The organism is Sorangium sp. So ce836 (assembly GCF_028553905.1).
GTDB lineage: Bacteria > Myxococcota_A > Polyangia > Polyangiales > Polyangiaceae > Sorangium > Sorangium cellulosum_D.
In genome coordinates, this window is sequence record NZ_CP102233.1 from 7,479,214 (window position 1) to 7,497,066 (window position 17,853).

Genomic DNA, 17,853 nt, shown 5'->3' on the forward strand with positions numbered 1-17,853 from the left:
AAAGGAGCGCGCTCCCTCGCGGAAAGAACGCCCTGGGTTTTCTGGCGGAGAACGCGTAGCCTCGGGAGAAGCCCGCAGCGTTCTTCGTCTTTCACTTGAGAACCGGAACGCGCTTCAACTACCCTCCGCGCCCATTACGACGCGCGCAGGGCGCGGGCATCGGTAGCAGCGAACCCCCCTCCGGAGGTGGTGCGTGTTCTGTCCGAATTGTGGGACGCAAAACTCGGAAACGGCGTCCACGTGCACGAAGTGCGGCTTCAACCTCAAGGGGGCGGCCGCGCCGAAGTTCAAGGGCACCATGCTGATGAGCCAGCCGTCGTCTGGGGCGGGAGCGGCGAGCCCGCGCGCTCCGGGGGCGCCTCCGCCGCCGGCGCCTCCGGCCGGCGCGCCGCCGGGCATGCCCGCCGGCATCCCGAGCCCGCCGCAGGGTCTTGCCGGCACGGTGGTCGGCGTCCCGCCGGCCGGGCTCGGCGCGTCCGCCGGACCTCCCCCTGCGCCGCCTCCGCCCGGGATGGGCTACGGATCGCCCCCTGCGGGACAGCAGCCCTCCGGCCCGGCCTTCGGCGGCGCGGCTGCGAGCCCGTCGGGCGGGTATGCGCCGTTCGGCCAGCCGCCCAACCAGGGCGTGAACCCGCTCGGCGGCACGATGGCGATCGACCAGCTGCCCGGGTACACCCCGAGCGGGCCGCAGCCGCCTGGCGGGGCCGGCGGCACGCCGCCCGGCGCGTTCCCGCCGCCCGGCGGCGGCTACGGTCAGCCTCCGCAGGCGGGCGGCGCGGGCGGCAGCCCGTTCGGCGCGCCTCCTGGCCAGGACCCGATGGGCGGCCTCGGCGGCGCCCCTCCAGGTTATGGCCAGCCGCCCGGTTACGGCCAGCCTCCCGGTTACGGCCAGCCGCCTGGCGGTGGTTACGGCCAGCCGCCCGGTTACGGCCAGCCTCCGCAGCACAGCCCCAGCGGCTACGGTCCGCCTCCGGGCCAGGATCCGCTGGCGGGCGGCGGCTACGGCGCCCCTCCTGGCGGCGGCTACGGCGCCCCTCCCGGCGGCGGCGGCTACGGCGCCCCTCCTGGCGGCGGCTACGGCGGCTCTCCGGCCGGCGGCTACGGCAGCCCTCCTGGCGGCGGCTATGGCAGCCCTCCGGGTGCGGGCAGCTACGGCAGCCCTCCGGCGGGCGGCGCCTACGGAGGCCCCCAGGGCGCGAGCGATCCCGGCGGTTACGGCGGGTCGTCGCCGGCCGGCGGTCAGCTCTCGGCGCCTGGTCAGTTCGGCCAGCAGCCCAGCAACCTGGGCGTGTATGCCGGCGGCGGGTCGATGACCCCGGGCGCGCGGGGCGAGACGCGCAACCCCGTCACGGTGTGCGTGATCGGGATGGTCTGCTTCGTGTACGCGATCTGGCAGCTCTGGGCGATGCTGAACGAGCTGCAGCAGACGACCAAGGATCCCGAGTTCAAGCCCTGGTACGTCTTCATCCCGCTGCTCAACTACTACTTCCTCTGGGTGAAGGTGCCGGAGCAGGTGACCAAGGCCAAGCAGATGGCCGGCTCGCGCAACCCGCAGGCCGAGGGCATCGTGCTCTACATCTTCCTCCCGCTCTACGCCCTCGCGAAGGACCTCAACGAGGTCTGGGATCCGAACGCCGCCTAGCTCGCGCTATCCTTCGCCGTTGTCGCTGTCCAGCCCGACCGAAGCCCGCTCGCCCGCTCCATCGGCCTCGTCTGCCTGGAGCGCCGCGCATCCGCGCGGCCGTGCGGCGCGCCTCGGCGCGCTCGCGGCGTTGCTCGGGCTCCTGGTCGCGTGCGGCGTCCCGCTGTGCCCGTTCGCGATCGTCACCCGTCACCCGTGCCCTGGCTGCGGGCTCACGCGCGCGACCCTCGCCCTCGCTCACGGCCATGTGGCCGAGGCGCTGCGGTTCCACCCGCTCTCCCCGATCATGGCCCCGCTCGTCCTCGCCGCGATCGCGTACAACGCTGCGGTCTACGTGAAGGACGGCCGCATCGCCGCGACCGAGTCGGTGCAGGGGGCGTGGGTCACGCGCCTCGGCGTCGCGCTGGCGGTCCTGATGGTCGCCGTCTGGGTCGCGCGCTTCCTCGGCGCCTTCGGCGGCCCCGTCCCGGTCTAGCCCTCAAGGCCGCAGGCCCTCGGCGGGCAGCTCAGCACCCCCGGACGCGCGGCCCCTCCCCGCGGCGCCGCGACACCGGCCGCACCGCCCGCACCGTGTGGGCCCCCCGCCTCGGCCACCCGCGCTGCGACCGCACCAGCGGCGCGCCCGCCGGCACCCCCACGCGCAGCAGCACCTCGTACGCGCGCTCCAGATCGCTGCCGATCACGTCGAGCTGCTCGTCCGTGAGCCCCCGCTTCGCCTTCGGGAAGAGGATGCCCTCCTCCTCGTCGGCGTGGTGGGCGAAAACGTCCCGCAAGAGCCGGAGCCGCGCCTCGAAGCGCACATCGGTCGCCCGCGTGCGCAGCAGGTTGTCCGCCGCGAAGCGCGCGAGGCCGTGCTTCTCGTACGCGTCGTGGAGCGGCTTCCGGTCGCCGGCCATCCGCTCGGCACAGACCGGGTAGAGGTACGTCTCCTCGATGCGTACGTGCGCGTCGATCATCCGGGAGAGCTGCGCGACCATCGATGTCCTGAGGCCCGGGCTGGGCTCGGCGGCGATGCGCGCCATCAGGGCGCTGAGTTCGAGATGCTGCTGCTCCAAGAGATCGAGTGCGTCCATGGGGTTCCCCTCGCGTGAAGCTCACCGCGCCGCGTCGCCGCCCTTGAGCAGCGCGTGCACAGCCCGGATCCCGGTGCTGCGTGGCGCGGTGCAGGCGGCCCCGTCGTGGCAAGGAGCGGGCCGGCGCTGGAAGGGACCGCGGGCGCGCCGCGCGTGGGGGCTACGCCCGGACCGCGGCGAGCGCGTCGCGCATCGCCGACGCGCCGGCGAAGCGGTGGTCGGGGTGCTTGGACAGGGCGCGGGCGAGCACCTCGTCGAGCACGCGCGGGACATCCCGGCGCTCCCGCCGGAGCGGCACGGGCGCGGAGCGCACGATCGCGACGAGCACGTCGAGATCGCCCCGGCCGCGGAAGGGGAGCTTGCCCGAGAGGGCGTAGTAGAGGAGCAGCGCGGCGGCGAAGAGGTCGCTCCGCTCGGTGATGGCGCGGCTGCGCATCGCCTGCTCCGGCGACATGAACAGCAGGGTGCCCACGAGCGACCCGGGGCTGTCGGGCGTCACCCCGTCGCCCGTGTCGACCCCGGGCTCGTGCGCGAAGCCGAGATCGATGAGCTTGACCGTCGGCGCTCCCTCCCCCGCCGCTCCCTCCCCCGCCCCGGCGCCCGGCGCCGCGGGGACGAGCAGGATGTTGCCCGGCTGGAGGTCGCGGTGGACGACCTTCGCCGCGTGCATGGCCGCGAGGCCGGCGAGGATCTGGTCCGCGACGGCGAGCGCGCGCTCGAGCGGCAGGGGGCCGTTCCGCCGCACCTCCTCGCTCAGGGTGACGCCGTCGAAGAGCGGCATCAGGAAGAACGGGCGCCCGTCCTCGAGGCGCCCCTCGCCGAGCACAGGGCAGACGTTCGGGTGGTCGATGCGGCGGGCGAGCTCGACCTCGCGGGCGAACCGGCTCTCGATGCCCGAGTCCCCCGCGTGCACGCGCCGGAGCACCTTGAGCGCGACCCGCTCCCCCGTCGCGACCCGGCGGGCCGCGTACACCGCGCCCATCCCCCCCTCGGCGATGAGCCGCTCGATGTGCAGTCCGTGCTCTGTACGGCCGACGAGCGGGTCGACCGCCGCGGTCCCACCTGCCGGGAGCCCCGCCGCCGCCCCGCCGCGCACCTCGGAGGGCGCGCTCGCCGCCGCCCCCCGGTCGCGGCCCGCATGGCGGACGATCCCGGAACGAGGAGGCAGCCGTCGCTCCGCGGCGGGACCGCGGTCCTCGCCGCCGGGTTCGGGGAGCGCCTCAGCGAAGGCGGACCTGTCCCTGGCTGGACCGAAGGAACGACGGAGCGGGGAACCAGGAGCCACGTGAAGAACCTCGTCAGAAATTACCTGACGAGTGTCCATGGACCAGGCCCTCCGGGCAAGGGGATTGGGCACCGAAACGACGAACCCCTGGATTTGGCCCCGCCCTCTTATGTCCCGTATCTACTAAGTTTTTGCCCGGACACAGCAGACCGCCCGAGGCGGTTTTGACCTGTCGGGAAAATCCCGAAAGAATTTGCGTCCCGATCGCCGTTACGCTCGGCGCGCACGCATCACGACATGTAGGGGCGACAACGAATGGCGAAGCGTCTTGATCTCATCCTCGTGATCGACGTCGAATCGACCTGCTGGGAGGGCAGCCCGCCGGAGGGCGAGGAAAACGAGATCATCGAGATCGGCGTGTGCACGCTGGAGGTCGCCACGGGCCGACGGCGCGACCGGCGATCCATCCTGGTGCGCCCCGAGCGCTCGCGCGTGAGCCCGTTCTGCACGGCGCTGACGACGCTGACGCAGGCCGACGTCGACGCGGGCGTGTCGTTCAAGGAGGCGTGCGCGACCCTGCGGGGCGAGCTCAAGGCGCAGGATCGCCTCTGGGCGAGCTACGGCGACTACGACCGGCGCATGTTCGAGCGGCAGTGCCAGGCGCGGGGCGTGCCCTACCCGTTCGGCCCGAGCCACCTCAACGTGAAGAGCCTGTTCGCGGTGACGCACGCCCTGGCGCGCGAGATCGGGATGGCCGAGGCCCTGGAGCGCGCGGGCCTGCCGCTCGCGGGCACGCACCACCGGGGCGGCGATGACGCGTTCAACATCGCGGGCCTGCTCGCGCACGTCCTGCTGGCCGCGCGGCGGTGAAGCCGGGCGCGCCGCGCGCTCACCCGACCGGCGCCGCCGCGGGCACGTCGGGCTGCGCCCCCGCGGCGCCCCGCGCCGGCGGCGCGGCGGCGGGATCGGCGCCCGACGGCTCCGGCTCGCCGTCGCCCTCGGCGATCGCCCCGGCCGCCGCGGGCGGGACGGCGGCCGCGGCGAGGAGGTACGCGAGGCCCGCGCCGAGCAGCAGGGCGCTGTAGCCGAGGCTCATCGCGCACAGGGCGCCGAGGGCCATCGCGATCGCGCCGGCGAGGGCGCCGAGCGACCAGCACCAGGGGAGCAGCGCCGGCGCGAGCGAGGCGACGAGCTTGACCCCGAGCGGCGCGAGCGAGCCCACGAGCAGGCCGAACGGCACGAGGAGCGCGACGGCGAGGAGCGCGCGCGGGAAGGCCGCGAGCCCGAGGCTCCACCGCGCGAGCGGGACGAGCCCCGCCGCGGCGAGCGCCGCGGCCACGACGAGCGCCTCGGCGACCCGCGCGGAGGCCCACGTCGCGGCGTCGGGCGCCACGCGGGCGGTGAGCAGGCCGCCCACGCCGGCCGAGACGAGGAGGATCACGAGGACGGCCGGGAGCTCGTACGCGGGCAGGTCGAGCAAGAGGAGGCCGTGCCGGAGGACGGCGAGCTCGACGAGCGCGAAGCCCGCGCCGATCGCGGCGAAGAAGAAGAGCGCGCGGGCGCGCCGCGGCGGGGGCGCGGCGGCGGGCGCCGGGGCGCCGCGAAGGAGGCGGCCGGCGCGCGCGGCGAGCGCAGGGAGCAGCGCGACGAGCGCGAAGAGCCCCGCGCCCGCGGCGAGCAGCGCGGCGAGCGCGAAGAGGCCCGCCTGCTCGGCGCGCAGGGCCCCGAGGTCGCCGAGCACGGCGGGGAGGCGGCGCGCCGGGACGGCGTACGAGAAGAACGGCCGGTCGTCGGTGGGCGGCGCCAGGTCGACCGCCGCGTCGGGCGCGCGGCCGCCCCCCGAGGCGACGATCGACGCGCGGAGGGGCGTCTGCGGCCGGTCCGGGGCGAACGCCTCCGAGAACTTGTGCCGGCGACAGTGGCGGCGCAGCGCCTCGACGTCCTCGGGCGCGAGCGGCGTGCGCCGCGCGAGGAGCGCGGTCCGCTGCGCGGCGCTGCACGCGAAGAGGTGATCCTTGGGCTCGGCCGCGCCCGCGCGGCGCAGCGCCGCGGCCGCGAGCGAGAGCAGGCGATCGAAGTCGACGTCGGCGCGGCTCAGGACCAGCGTGCCCTCGGGCAGGAGGCGCGAGAGGAAGTCCTCGACGCCCTCGACCGTGTGGAGCCGGCTCTCGGACAGCGCGAGCGCGCCGGTCGACGACGCCTCGGCGGTCTCGGGCGACGGGATCACGATGTTCCGGAAGAGCAGCGGCGTGCGCCGGGCGAAGCTCCGCCCGTCGCCCACGACGAGGTGGACCTCGGGCTTGTCGAACAGGTTGCCGTTGTACGCGGCGTACCGGCCGCGCATCACCTCGAGGACGCCGCGGTCGCCCTCGACGGCGTACACGTCCTTCTGCCCGGCCTTGAGCGCGGCGCGCACGTCGCGCCCGCCCCCGGCGCCGACGACGAGCGCCGGCCCCTGGTCCTTGTGGAGCGCGTAGGCCATGTCCTCGGGCTGGGCCGGGGGCGGCGTCTTCGCGTCGACGATCGGGCTCTGCGCGGCGCTGCCGATCCGCATCATCGCCGCGCCGGCCCTCGGCTTGTCGACCGTGATCAGCGAGCGCTCGCTCCAGGCCTCGTGCTCGGTCCGGTCGGCCGCGCCCCGGCGGAGGCCGGCGAGCCGGAGCCACGGGGCGCCGAGATCGCCGGCGAGGAGCACGAAGCTGCCGAGCACGAACGTGGCGACGAGGCCGCCGTGCGCCCGCTGCTCGTCGCCCTGCCCGCGCGACGCGAGGTAGAAGAAGACGCCCGCCACCGCGAAGAAGATCGCCGCCGCGAGCGCGGCGCGCGGCGCGCCGGCGCGGAGCGCGGCGGCGGCCGCGAGCCCGCCGAGGGCGCCGCCGACGAGGTCGAGCAGGTAGAGGCGGGGCATCTCGGACGCGACGTGCCGGATCGCGGCGGCGAGCGCGAGGCCGGCGAGCGCGAACGGGACGGTGGACGCGGCGTAGAGCAGCGCGAGCCACGGGAGCGCCCCGGGCGCGGGCCCGCGCTGCGAGAGCAGGACGACCGCCGCGAGCGTCGCGCCCGACGCGAGCGACGACAGGGCCGCCATGCGGGCGAAGAGCGCGGCTGGGCGGACGAGCGACGGGGCGAGGTAGAGCGCCGCGCCGCCCGCGCCCGCGCCGAGGAGCGGCAGCGCGAGCGCGACGAACGCGTGGGGCTCGCCGAACAGCGCCGCGCAGATCCGCGTGAGCGAGATCTCGAGCAGGACGGTGGCGCACGCGAGGGCCGCGACGCCGCTGAAGAGGCCGCTCCGCTGGGAGACCCGCATGGGCCCGCTCCTAGCACAGCGGGAAGCGGCCTTTCACCTCTCTCGACCGAGCGGGGCGAGCGGCCACGGCGCGAGCAGGGGGACCGGGCCGCTCGGCCGGAACCCGGGCGCGCCGAGGGGGCTCGCCGCCGCGGCCCCCGCCCCATCGACCTGCGCGCCGCGCGGCGGGGGCTCGCTGGGGCGCGACGCCGGCGCGCCGCCCGGGCGCGGCTCCTCCGCGCCGCTCTGTCTGCCCGGGCGCGGCTCCTCCGCGCCGCTCTGTCGACCCAGGCGCGGCTCCGCCGCGCCGCTCTGTCTGATAGCGCGCGCGCACTCGTCCACCGTGAGGCGACGCGGCCCGTACGCGGACGAGTTGGCCGCGTCGGCGTCCATCAGGCGGGTCGGGGTGTCGATCCCGAAATCGTCGGGGTGCCCCGGCTCGTCGAGCAGCACGTGGCCGAGCTCGTGCGACAGCGCGAACGAGGCGCGATCGGCGCGCAGGCCGGCGCGGTCCTCGATGATCGTGTTCCGGATCGCCCCGCCGTCGGCGAAGATGAACGACTCGCCGATGCGCCCGCCGCCGGCGAAGCTCGGGACCATCACGACGTCGATGGTCGCGGGGTCGCCGTCGTCGAACGCCTTGATCAGCGCGCGCTCCTCGACGGTGCCGGCGATGGCGTCCGTGTCGCTGAAGTGCTGCAGGCCGTCCTCGAGCTCCACGGCGCCGATGCACGCCGTGAGCGTCGGGTCGGTGCTCAGCGCGCCCGACGCCGGCGGCTCGATCGCCGCGGGGGCGCCGCCCGGGCGCCGCACGAGCACGTCGGTGGTCCCGAACGCGCCCGCCCCGATGGCCGGGTTGTCGGAGAGGCGCACCGAGAAGCCCGCGGCGCCGATCGCCGCGGCGACGGCGCGGGCCGCGGCGTCGGGGCGCATGCGGGGCCGGATCGCCGCGGTCACCTCGTGGCCGTCGACGCGCACCCGGATCGCGCCGCCGCTCGCCGGCAGGCCGTGATCGCAGCCGATCGCGAGCAGGTGCGGGCGCGGCGGGTCGACGAAGCGGATGTCGAGCTCCTCCAGCGGGCCGAAGCTCACGCCGCACGCGCCCCAGAGGGCGTTCGCGCGCTCGACCTCCGCGCGCGCGATCGCGATCGCGCCCGCGTCGTCCCCGCCCATCGGCGGCGGCCCGCCCGCGCGCGGCCGCACCATGAGGATGCGCAGGCGCGCGCGCGTGCGCCCGAGGGGCCCGAGCGGCGAGGCGCGCGGGCCGGCGACGCGGATCATCTGGAGCTTCGGCCCGTCGGGCAGGGCGACGACGAGCGCGCCGCCGACCTCGCCCTTCACCGAGCGATCGGCGATCATCGGGTGGTTGCGATCGATGTCGTCGGCGACGACCCGGAGCGGGCGCGTCGAGCCGCACACGAGGCCCGCCGGGACGTCCGGGGGGCACGGGACGTGGCCGAGCGGCACGCTGGGCAGGCGATCGATCGCCCGGCCGGACGGCGCCGCCGAGTGGACGTCGACGGTGAGCGGCAGGTCCTCGGCCGCGCCGATGACGAGCAGCCGGATCGCGTCGGGATCGTCGAGGTTCCCGAACGGATCGTCGCCGAGCCGGTCCGGGGGGGTGCGCTGGAGCGAGGCGTGGGAGCGCGCCATGTCGATGCGCTCCCCGGCGCCGTCGATGGCGCGGACCTCGAACGCGCTGATCGACAGCGTCCTGCCGAAGACGGCGATCTCGCTCCGCCCCGCCCGGACCGCCTGGATCTCGACGCGGCGGGCGCCCGCGGGGATCGCGCTCCCCGGCTGGACGGGGCTGCCGTCGACGAGCAGCCGCAGGCCGCCCGGGATCGCCGCGGGCGCCTGGCTCGCGCCGCGCGGCGCGCGCAGCGCGAGGAGCTCCGGGGAGGGCGGCACGCGGGCCTGCTCGCCGTCGGGCACGCCGTCGGCGTCGTCGTCGTCCCGATCGACCACGACCAGCGCGGGCCCGTCCTGCGCGGCGGAGCTGGCCGGGCCGAGGAGCGCGACGAGGAAGACCGAGAGTGCCGGAAGCCGGCCGTTCATGGATCGCATCGCCCTGCCCGCTCGCCCTCCTCGACCAGTCTATCGCGCCGTGGGCCGGGCGCAGCTCGCGCCGCGCGCCGTCGGGAGCCCTCCGATGGCGGTGCGTCCGGCCCTGCGCCACGTGTCGCGCCATGGCCAGCGTCAGCGCCGTCATTTTCGGTGTCGACGGCACGATCCTCGACGCCGTCGATCTGCATGCGGCCGCCTGGCAGCGGGCCTTCGCGCGGTTCGGCCGCGAGGTCGCGCGGGAGAAGCTCTGGCGCCACGTCGGCGAGGGCGCGGACCGGCTCCTGCCGGTGTTCCTCTCGCCCGAGGAGATCGGCTGGATCGGCGCCGGGATCGCGTCGCTCCACGACGAGATCTACGCGCGCGAGCTCCTCCCCGGGGCGCGCGTCTTCCCGAGGGTGCGCGAGCTCTTCGAGCGCGTCGCGCGCGACGGGCGCCGGATCGTCGCCGCCGCGTCGATGCCGCGCGGCTTGCTCGACGCGAGCCTCGAGCGCGCCGGGGTGGGCGACCTGGTCTCGTGGGCGGTGTCGGCGGACGACACGGGGAGGTCGAAGCCGCATCCCGACGTCCTCGAAGCGGCGCTCGACCGGCTGGGCAGCGTCGATCCGCGCGAGGTGGTGCTCGTCAGCGACACGCCGGGAGGCGCCGAGGCCGCGGCCAAGCTCGGCATCCTGGCGGTGGGGCTGCGCTGCGGAGGCTTCCCCGAGATGGAGCTCGTCGAGGCGGGGTGCGCGTCGCTCTACCGCGATCCGGAGGACCTCCTCGCGCGGTACGACGCGTCGCCGCTCGCGCCGCAGCGGGAGCGGCTCGCGGGGTAGTTCCACCCACCAGGAGTCCTGTCAGGGATCCGGAGAGAGAGTTCAACGCAAAGGCGCAAAGGCGCAAAGGCGCAAAGGCGCAAAGGCGCAAAGGCGCAAAAAGATTTGTCGTTTTGCGTCTTCGCGTCTTTGCGCCTTTGCGTTTAGTTCTCTTCGCTCGCGAGGCAGATCCCTGGCGGGAGTTCTGACCCGCGGAGATAGTCGCGGCTCAGGGGCCACGGGGGGGGCGCTCGGAGCGCGCGGCCCGGGCGCGCTGGCCCTCGGCGGCGACGAGCTGCTCGCGGAGCGCCCGCCGCTCGGGCTCATCGATGGGCGACGCGGTGGTCGAGCCGTCGCGGAGCGCCACCGAGTAGACCGAATCGAGCGGCAGGAGGTCGAGGAGCGCGGGGCTCTCGGTCGTGAGCAGGAGGTGGCGCTGGGCGGAGGCGCCGCGCAGGTACTCGAGCAACGCCGGCAGCGCGCCGCGATCGACGTCCGCGTCGGGGTGCTCGAAGCCGGCGAGCACGAGCGGCGGCTCCTGCGAGAGCGCGGTGACCATGGCCGCGAGCCGCAGCGTCGCGTCCGGCTCGTCCGTGGCCGCGCGCCAGCGCTCGCGGCCGCCGTCGTCGACGCCGTGACGCAGCTCCGGGACGAGGAACCCGCCGGACGAGATCGCGCGGGCGCCGTCGACCTCGCCGAGCACCTGGGACAGGCTGGCGAGGAACTGCTCGCTCCAGCGCTCCTTCTCGAGCGCGCGAATGACGGAGCCCCAGTTCTCGCCGCTCGCGCGGAGGCGGCGGGATGCGCTGATCTTCTGGGGCGAGCGGAGGGGGCGCGGCGCGAGGGAGTAGAGGACCGCGCGGCGCAGCTCGTCGCGCATCGGGGTGAGCGGTCCGTCGGAGAGCAGCGGCAGGACGAGCCTGGCGCCGCTCACGGCGATGGGGGCGACGCCGCGGTAGGCGAGCGTGCCGCTGCGGCCCTTGTCCTTGCGCGAGAACCCCTTCGGGCTGCCCTTCAGCCGGTCGAAGGAGACCTCGGGCGGGTCGCTGCCGGCGTCGAAGACGTCGCGCAGGCCCGGCTTGACGAGCCGGGTGAGCGCGCTGCGCTGCCACCACGCGGCCGCCTCGCTCTTCACGCGCGGCTCGCCGTCCCGGTCGCCGGGCGCGAGCTGCACGAGCCAGAACCCGTGGCCCTCGGTCCTGGAGACGGCGACGCCGAGGGTGGTGACCGCGCCGCTGCCGCGGGGGCGCTGCAGCGCGCCGCCGCCGCGGCGGCTGGCCGCCGCCTGCTCGAGCGCCCCGTTGGCGCACTCGGCGAGGAACCGCACGGCGTCGAGGAGGCACCCCTTCCCCGCGCCGGGCGGACCGACGAGCGCGGTCAGCGCGCCGAGCGTGAGCTCGATGCCGGGCCCGATGCTGCCGTAGTTGCTGACGTAGACGTGGGTGATCATCGCGGCGCGGCGCCCCTCTTCCAGGCCGTGCCCTCCCCTCGCGCTGCGGGATGAGCCGGACGGGCTGGGCGGCCCTCCAGGGACGCCGGTGGGAGCGCCAGGGACGCTGGAGCGCGCGTCAGGGACGCAGGCACGACGGCCAGGGACGTGGCGTTGTGCTCCCGGGGCGCGTCGCGCTGTGCGGCAGGGACAGGCAGCCGCGCATCTGGGACAGGCAGCCGCGCATCTGGGACAGGCAGCCGCGCATCTGGGACAGGCAGCCGCGCGCCTGGGACATCCGGCCGGCGTGGAAGCGGGCCGGTGGGCGCTGGCATGTTCATGCCGCGGAGATATCCGGGCGCCGGGGTCAGCCGCCTCCCCTCCCGGGCCGGTGCTAGGCGGCCTTCGGTACCTTCCTGAGACGCTTCGATGCTCCCCACCCGACGAGGAACATCGAACGCCTCGTCCGCGATGGCCGCAACAAGATCTTTCAGGCGGAGCGCCACCCCGCGAGGGCCGGGCGATCGCGCCCGCAGGATCGTAAGGCCCGGCACGGAACCGCGGCGGTGAGCCGAGGCGCGCTAGGGTCGAGGAGGCGGGTACACCCCGAGAGCGCCGGGCGCGGCGAGGAACCGCAGCGCGTTCTCGAGCGTACGAAACGACCTCGCCTGCGACGCGCGCAGCACGCCGAAGTCGATCCACTGGGTGAGCCGGAGCTGGTCGAGCGTGGGCTTGTACGTTTTGCCCGGCGGGAAGCGCTCCGAGAGCCACCCCTTCACATCGCGGATGCTCTCGGGATTCTCCGGGCACGTCGTGCCCTCCGCGATGCGCACGCCGGGGCGGATCTCCCGGCCCGCCATGAGGTGGATGCACGGCAGGAACCACGCCTCAAACTCGCGGTGTGCCAGCACCACGGCGGCAGGAAACGGCAGGCTCGCGGCCGTGACCCACGCCGCGGTCTCGGGGCCCGCCGTGGCCGGGCATCCATCGTCCTCATCGCGGAGCAGCAGCGCCAGGGAGCAGTCGCGCTCGCTGCGCAGGAGCTCGCAGGCTTGCAGCACGCCAGCGCGGGTGTTGAGCGCCTTGCCGCGCTTGGGGGCGCCCCAGACCGCGTGCCGCAGCCCGAGGTCGGCCCAGAGCCGAATGACCAGGTTCCTCGCCGCACCGACCTCGCCGTGCCCCTCCACGATCAGGTAGGCCTTACCCATCGTCATCAATCCCCTCGGGGTGGAGGCCTTCCGCGTGGAGGAGATCGCTGGTGGACATCAGGCGCTTGCGCACGAGCTCGCGCTGCCGCTCGTCCACGCGCGAGACGGTGGTCGCACCGCCTCGCCGCTCGACCACGCGAAGGCTATCAATAGGCAGCAGATCCAGAAGATCAGGGCTGTGCGTCGTGAGGAGGATCTGGCTGCGGCGTGAGGCCTCCCTCAGAAAATCGAAGAGGATCGGAAGGGCGCCAGGGTGGACGGCAAGCTCCGGCTCCTCGATGCCGATGAGCGACAGCGGCGGCTCCTGGAAGAGAGCCGTGAGGATCGCCGACACGCGCAGCGTCCCGTCCGACTCCTGCGCGGCACCGCGCCAGCGCCCGTCGCCCGACGCGTCGGCGCCGTGGCGGAACTCCGGGATCAAGTACCCGCCCGCGCGCACGACGCGGTAGTCGTCGACATCCCCGGCGATGCGGCTCAAAGAACAAAGAAGCTCGCCACCCCAGCGTTCCTTGTCCAGCGACGAGAGCGTCCAGGCCCAGTTCTCGCCGTTTGCCATCATCGGCTTCTCGGGATTCGGCGCACGCGGCGGGCGCAGCTCGTTCGGAAACAGCGAGTACATTGCCACCCGATTGAGCTCGTCTGCGAGCGGCCTCAGAGCCTCGTCCGAGACCTGAGGAAGCGCCAGCGCCGTATGGGTGGGCGGGGAGAGCAGCCCGAGGATGTCGCCGACCTTGCTGACATGAAGTCCTCCGAACCGAACGAAACCGGAGCCGTGCTGGCTCCTCAAGGCCGCCTGCAGATCGGGCACCTCCTCCAGGCGCAGCAATTTCTCCAGTTCCTCACCTGCCCAGGTGCCCGGTGTTCCCCCTTGCACCCACGCGGCTCGCTCGCTCTTCACCTCGAAACCGCCGTCGCCGCCTGCCGGCTGGAGCGTGAAGGCCCAGATACCCAGGCCGCCGTGAGTATGTACCTCCGCACCGACGGTCAGCCCCAACGACGCCGTGTCGCCCTGGTGCAAGAGCGATCCGAACCCCTGCCGCTGATGCATGGTCATCGCGAAGCTGAGCGGCGCTCGTAGACAATCGGCGAGGAAGCGCACCGCGTCCACGATGTTGCTCTTCCCTGAGGCGTTCGGCCCGACGAGCGTCGTGAGCTCCGCGAGCGGCAGCTCCACCTCGCCGATGCTGCGGTAGTTCCTGGCGAAGACCTTGGTGATCATGGCTGCCTCATGGCGAGGGCTCGTCTACGCGCCGTCAGGCCGTGCGCGCGATCGCGATCGCGAGCGCCTCGCCGTCGACGCTGAGCTCGCGCCGCTCGGCCTGCCCCCACGCCGCGGGCGCCGCCCCGAGCACGAGCTCGGCCGCGAGCGCCTCCTGCATGAGGATCTCCCGCGCCGCCCCGGCCACCTTGCGGGCCCGCTCGCTGCCGTCGATCGCGAGCCGGATCCGCTCGGTGAAGCCGAGGTCGAGCTCCTTGCGCAGCCCCTGCACGCGCGAGAGGATCTCCCGGCCGAGCCCCTCGTCGCGGAGCGCGTCCGTGAGCGCCGTGTGCAGCACGACGACCCCCGCGCGGCCGCCGGCCGCCGCGAACCCCTCGCCCGCCTCCACGGCGACCTCGATCTCCTCGGGGCCGAGCTCGACCTGCTCGCCGTCGAGCGCGATCGCGATCTTGCCCTCGGTCGCCAGCGCCGCGCGCAGCGCCGACGCGTCGGCCTTCGCGAGGACCTGCTTCGCGAGCTGCACCTTCTTGCCGAGCTTCGGCCCGAGCGCGCGGAAGTTCGGCTTGAGCACGTAACGGACCGCGCTCCCCTCCTCGCCGGGCTTCAGGAAGCGCACCTCGTGGACGTTGAGCTCCTCGGCGATGAGCGGCACGTGCTCGGCGAGCGCCGCCGCGAGCCCCTGCTGCGACAGCACGACGTCCGCGCGCGCGAGCGGCTGCCGCACCTTGAGCTTGTTCGCCGTGCGCACCTGCAGCCCGAGCGAGACGAGCTCGCGCACCGCGCGCATCTCGACCGCGAGCGGCTCGTCCACCGCGGCGGGGTCCGCCTCCGGGAAGGCCACGAGGTGCACGCTTTCCGGCTGCGACGCGGGCCACGGCCGCCGCACCAGGTTCTGGTACATGGCCTCGGCGAGGAACGGCGTGAACGGCGCGCTCAGCTTGGCGATCGCGACGAGCACCTCGTACAGCGTGAAGTACGCGTCGCGCTTGTCCTGGGCCGCCCGCACGGCGCCCGGCGCGACGTCGAGCGGATCCGCCGCCGTGGCGGCCCAGAAGCGCGCCCGGCTCCGGCGGACGTACCAGTTCGACAGCGCGTCCACGAGGTCGACCAGCCGCTGCGCGGCCTCGTACAGCCGGTATTCGTCGAGGTGCGCCGTCACCTCCCGCGTCGAGAGCGCGAGCTCCGAGAGGATCCACCGGTCGAGGAGCGACCGCTCCTTCGCCGGCCGGTAGCCGGCGCTCGCCGCGAGCGCCGCGGGCGACGTGTCCGTCGCACCGGGGTTCCCCTCCGCGGGCGAGAAGCCGTCGATGTTCGCGTAGATGGTGAAGAACGAGTAGACGTTCCGGAGCTTGACCGCGAACTCCTTCTGGAGGGCGCGCACGTTCGTGAGCGAGTGGCGCGTGTTCGTCCACGGCGGGGAGGACGCGTAGAAGAACCACCGGAACGCGTCGGCCCCCGGCGCGGAGGTCGACGGGTCCTCGATGGTGACGCGCTCGGCCCGGTCGAGCCGCGGCACGTCGTTCGGCATCACCGAGAGCGCCCCCTGCCCGGGGGTGAGGCCCAGCCTGTCGAGATCGGCCTCGGAGAGCGCGACGATCCGCCGCGGCATCCCCTTCTGCGGCCGGAGCTCCATCGCGACCGGCTGCGCCTCGCGATCGGCGCGGTACATCCGCACCTTCGCGGCGTCGCCCGTCAGGTCGAGCCCCTCGTAGTCCTCGCGCGCGATGAGCGCGACCCCGTCCTTCGGCTGCGCCCCCTTCACCTCCGCGGCCCGCACCGCGGCGAACTCCATCCGGACGCGCTCGAGGATGACCTCGGGCGGCGTGTAGTTGCCCTTCGACTTGCTCTCCTTCTTGCCCTCGCGGTCGCAGACGTGCCCCAGCACGACGCACGTCTTGTACGGGTGCGGGTAGCTCCGGACCCGCGACAGCCCGAGCTTCTCCTGCGTCGCCTCGTCGAAGACCAGCGTCGAGACCATCAGGAGCGAGTAGAACCAGCCGCGCGTCTGGTCGATCGCCTCGCTGATGAAGTCCGCCGGGAACGCGCGATCGAACAGCTCCTTCGAGCCGGGGGCGTGCGGGTAGCCCCACTGCGCGAACGGCATGCTCCCGCTGTCGAACCACGCGTCGATGACCTCGGTCACGCGCCGCATCTCGCCGCCGCACGACGGACAGGGGAACGTCACCCGGTCGATCCACGGCTTGTGGACGATGAGGTGGTCGTTCAGGCTCGGGTCGGCCTTCTTCGCCTCGTGGAAGTGGTCGAAGGCGCGCGGGTTCAGCGCCTCGATCTCGGCGACCGACGCCGGGGCGAGCTGGTGATCCTCGCTGTTGGAGCAGATCCAGACGTTGAGCGGCGTCCCCCAGTACCGCTCGCGCGAGAGCGCCCAGTCGACGTTGTTGGCGAGGAAGTCGCCGAAGCGACCCTCCTGGATGTGGGGCGGCATCCAGTGGACCGCGCGGTTGTTGGCGATCGCCTTGTCGATGTTCTCGCGCGTCCTGACGTACCAGGCGGGCCGCGCGAGCTGGATCAGCGGATCGTCGTCGGCGCGCCAGCAGAACGGGTAGTCGTGGCGGTACTTCTCGTCGTGGACGAGCAGCCCGCGGGCCGCGAGATCCTTGAGGATGAGCGGGTCGGCGTCCTTCACCCAGAGGCCCGAGAACGGCGTGAGCCCCGGCTCGAACGTGCCGTCCGGCCGCACCGCGCACAGGATCGGGACCTCGCCCGCGGCGCCCGGCTCGGCGAGCTCGGCGACGCGCCGCTTGTGGGCGTTGAAGTCGTCCTCGCCGAACGCGGGCGCGACGTGGACGACGCCGGTGCCGGAGTCGAGCGTGACGAAGTCGGCGCCGATCACGACCCAGTAGAGCGGCTCCTCCTTGCCGTCCTTCCGCCGCAGGGTGGCGCCCTCGAGCGACCTCGAGTAGCTATCGAACGGCGGGCGGTACCGCTTCCCGATGAGCTCGCTCCCCTTGAGCTCGCGGAGCACGGGCAGGTCGCGCTTGAGCTTCTTCGCGAGCTCCTCGCGCAGCGCCGCGGCGACGATGAGCTTCCGGGCCACCGGCGCGGCCCCGCCCGCGGGCGCCCCCGCGTCGACGACGACGTAGTCGAAGTCGGGCCGCACGGCGGCGTAGCCGTTCGAGGGCAAGGTCCACGGCGTGGTCGTCCAGGCGCAGAGCGCGGTGTCGGGCTCGTCCACGAGCGGGAACGCCACGAACACGCTCGGGTCGTCCACGGTCTTGTAGTTCCAGCCGACCTCGGCCGCGCTGAGCGCCGTCCCCCCCTGCGGCCACCACCAGCAGACGCGGTGGCCGCGGTAGAGCAGCCCCTTCTTGTGCAGCTGCGAGAGCGCCCACCAGACGCTCTCGACGTAGCTCCGGTGGTAGGTGACGTAGGCGCTGTCGAGGTCGACCCAGAAGCCGATCTTGTCGGTCAGGCTCTCCCACGCCTCGGTGTACCGGAAGACCGAGTCGATGCAGCGCGAGATGAACGGCTCGACGCCGTAGCGCTCGATGTCGGCCTTGCCGTGGATGCGCAGCTCCTTCTCGACCTCGACCTCGACCGGCAGTCCGTGGGTGTCCCAGCCGGCCTTCCGCGGGACGTCGTAGCCGCGCATCGTCTTGTAGCGGGGGAAGACGTCCTTCACGGCGCGCGTGAGCACGTGGCCGTTGTGCGGCATGCCGTTGGCGGTCGGCGGGCCCTCGTAGAAGACGAACGTGCCCTTGGACGGGCCGGTGGCGCGGGTCTCGGCGCGGAGCGTCTTCTCGAAGATGCGGTGCTGCTTCCAGAAGGCGAGGATCTTCGCCTCGTCGGCGGGGAAGTTCAGCTCGGTCGCCACCTTGTCGAACAGGGGCTCGTGCGGGCCGTCGGTCGGTTTCTTCGAGGACGCTTCGGACATGGCCCGGCCTAGTAG

Annotated in this window: 12 protein-coding genes; 4 read left to right on the forward strand and 8 right to left on the reverse strand. The window is 74.1% G+C overall.

What is annotated here, in order from left to right:
• The first annotated feature begins 193 nt into the window (after positions 1–193).
• A complete protein-coding gene (locus tag NQZ70_RS26825; protein ID WP_129576753.1) occupies positions 194–1,642 on the forward strand; it encodes a zinc ribbon domain-containing protein in 1,449 nt (482 codons plus the stop codon).
• A gap of 19 nt (positions 1,643–1,661) precedes the next feature.
• Positions 1,662–2,117: a DUF2752 domain-containing protein gene (locus NQZ70_RS26830; protein WP_129576754.1), complete on the forward strand. Its 456-nt coding sequence runs from the start codon at positions 1,662–1,664 to the stop codon at positions 2,115–2,117.
• Between the two features lie 31 nt (positions 2,118–2,148).
• On the opposite strand, the gene NQZ70_RS26835 is transcribed toward NQZ70_RS26830, so the two are convergent.
• Both NQZ70_RS26835 and NQZ70_RS26840 read right to left on the reverse strand, forming a co-directional pair.
• Positions 2,149–2,715, reverse strand: a complete 567-nt coding sequence (locus NQZ70_RS26835; RefSeq protein WP_129576755.1) for a hemerythrin domain-containing protein — start codon at positions 2,713–2,715, stop codon at positions 2,149–2,151.
• A 160-nt stretch (positions 2,716–2,875) separates the two neighbouring features.
• Positions 2,876–4,000 (reverse strand): serine/threonine-protein kinase, encoded by a 1,125-nt coding sequence (locus NQZ70_RS26840; RefSeq protein ID WP_237244090.1) that lies wholly within the window; start codon positions 3,998–4,000, stop codon positions 2,876–2,878.
• 255 nt (positions 4,001–4,255) lie between these two features.
• Here NQZ70_RS26840 and NQZ70_RS26845 point away from each other — a divergent pair, with 255 nt between their 5' ends.
• Complete coding sequence (locus NQZ70_RS26845; RefSeq protein ID WP_129576756.1) at positions 4,256–4,810, forward strand: 3'-5' exonuclease; 555 nt, start codon at positions 4,256–4,258, stop codon at positions 4,808–4,810.
• A 19-nt stretch (positions 4,811–4,829) separates the two neighbouring features.
• On the opposite strand, the gene NQZ70_RS26850 is transcribed toward NQZ70_RS26845, so the two are convergent.
• Both NQZ70_RS26850 and NQZ70_RS26855 read right to left on the reverse strand, forming a co-directional pair.
• Complete coding sequence (locus tag NQZ70_RS26850) at positions 4,830–7,247, reverse strand: hypothetical protein (protein ID WP_129576757.1); 2,418 nt, start codon at positions 7,245–7,247, stop codon at positions 4,830–4,832.
• A 33-nt stretch (positions 7,248–7,280) separates the two neighbouring features.
• Entirely contained in the window at positions 7,281–9,284 is a 2,004-nt protein-coding gene (locus NQZ70_RS26855; RefSeq protein WP_129576758.1) for a hypothetical protein, read from the reverse strand.
• Positions 9,285–9,415: 131 nt separating this feature from the next.
• On the opposite strand from NQZ70_RS26855, the gene NQZ70_RS26860 reads away from it, so the two are divergent.
• A complete protein-coding gene (locus NQZ70_RS26860; protein WP_129576759.1) occupies positions 9,416–10,108 on the forward strand; it encodes an HAD family hydrolase in 693 nt (230 codons plus the stop codon).
• A 208-nt stretch (positions 10,109–10,316) separates the two neighbouring features.
• On the opposite strand, the gene NQZ70_RS26865 is transcribed toward NQZ70_RS26860, so the two are convergent.
• The 4 genes from NQZ70_RS26865 to ileS form a co-directional block, all read right to left on the reverse strand.
• Positions 10,317–11,537, reverse strand: a complete 1,221-nt coding sequence (locus NQZ70_RS26865) for an AAA family ATPase (protein WP_129576760.1) — start codon at positions 11,535–11,537, stop codon at positions 10,317–10,319.
• A 560-nt stretch (positions 11,538–12,097) separates the two neighbouring features.
• Positions 12,098–12,730, reverse strand: a complete 633-nt coding sequence (locus NQZ70_RS26870) for a DUF4276 family protein (protein WP_080682290.1) — start codon at positions 12,728–12,730, stop codon at positions 12,098–12,100.
• Entirely contained in the window at positions 12,717–13,943 is a 1,227-nt protein-coding gene (locus tag NQZ70_RS26875) for an AAA family ATPase (protein WP_129576761.1), read from the reverse strand. Before NQZ70_RS26875 ends, NQZ70_RS26870 begins: the two co-directional genes overlap by 14 nt.
• A 34-nt stretch (positions 13,944–13,977) precedes the next feature.
• On the reverse strand, positions 13,978–17,838 hold the full coding sequence (ileS, locus tag NQZ70_RS26880) for an isoleucine--tRNA ligase (RefSeq protein WP_129576762.1): 3,861 nt from the start codon (positions 17,836–17,838) through the stop codon (positions 13,978–13,980).
• Positions 17,839–17,853: the final 15 nt, after the last annotated feature.

Excerpts from the sequence above, each read along its gene's own strand:
- NQZ70_RS26835 (WP_129576755.1), bottom strand. The coding sequence starts at position 2,715 with ATGGACGCACTCGATCTCTTGGAGCAGCAGCATCTCGAACTCAGCGCC.
- NQZ70_RS26845 (WP_129576756.1), top strand. The coding sequence starts at position 4,256 with ATGGCGAAGCGTCTTGATCTCATCCTCGTGATCGACGTCGAATCGACC.
- NQZ70_RS26850 (WP_129576757.1), bottom strand. The coding sequence starts at position 7,247 with ATGCGGGTCTCCCAGCGGAGCGGCCTCTTCAGCGGCGTCGCGGCCCTC.
- NQZ70_RS26855 (WP_129576758.1), bottom strand. The coding sequence starts at position 9,284 with ATGAACGGCCGGCTTCCGGCACTCTCGGTCTTCCTCGTCGCGCTCCTC.
- NQZ70_RS26860 (WP_129576759.1), top strand. The coding sequence starts at position 9,416 with ATGGCCAGCGTCAGCGCCGTCATTTTCGGTGTCGACGGCACGATCCTC.
- NQZ70_RS26865 (WP_129576760.1), bottom strand. The coding sequence starts at position 11,537 with ATGATCACCCACGTCTACGTCAGCAACTACGGCAGCATCGGGCCCGGC.
- NQZ70_RS26870 (WP_080682290.1), bottom strand. The coding sequence starts at position 12,730 with ATGACGATGGGTAAGGCCTACCTGATCGTGGAGGGGCACGGCGAGGTC.
- NQZ70_RS26875 (WP_129576761.1), bottom strand. The coding sequence starts at position 13,943 with ATGATCACCAAGGTCTTCGCCAGGAACTACCGCAGCATCGGCGAGGTG.
- ileS (WP_129576762.1), bottom strand. The coding sequence starts at position 17,838 with ATGTCCGAAGCGTCCTCGAAGAAACCGACCGACGGCCCGCACGAGCCC.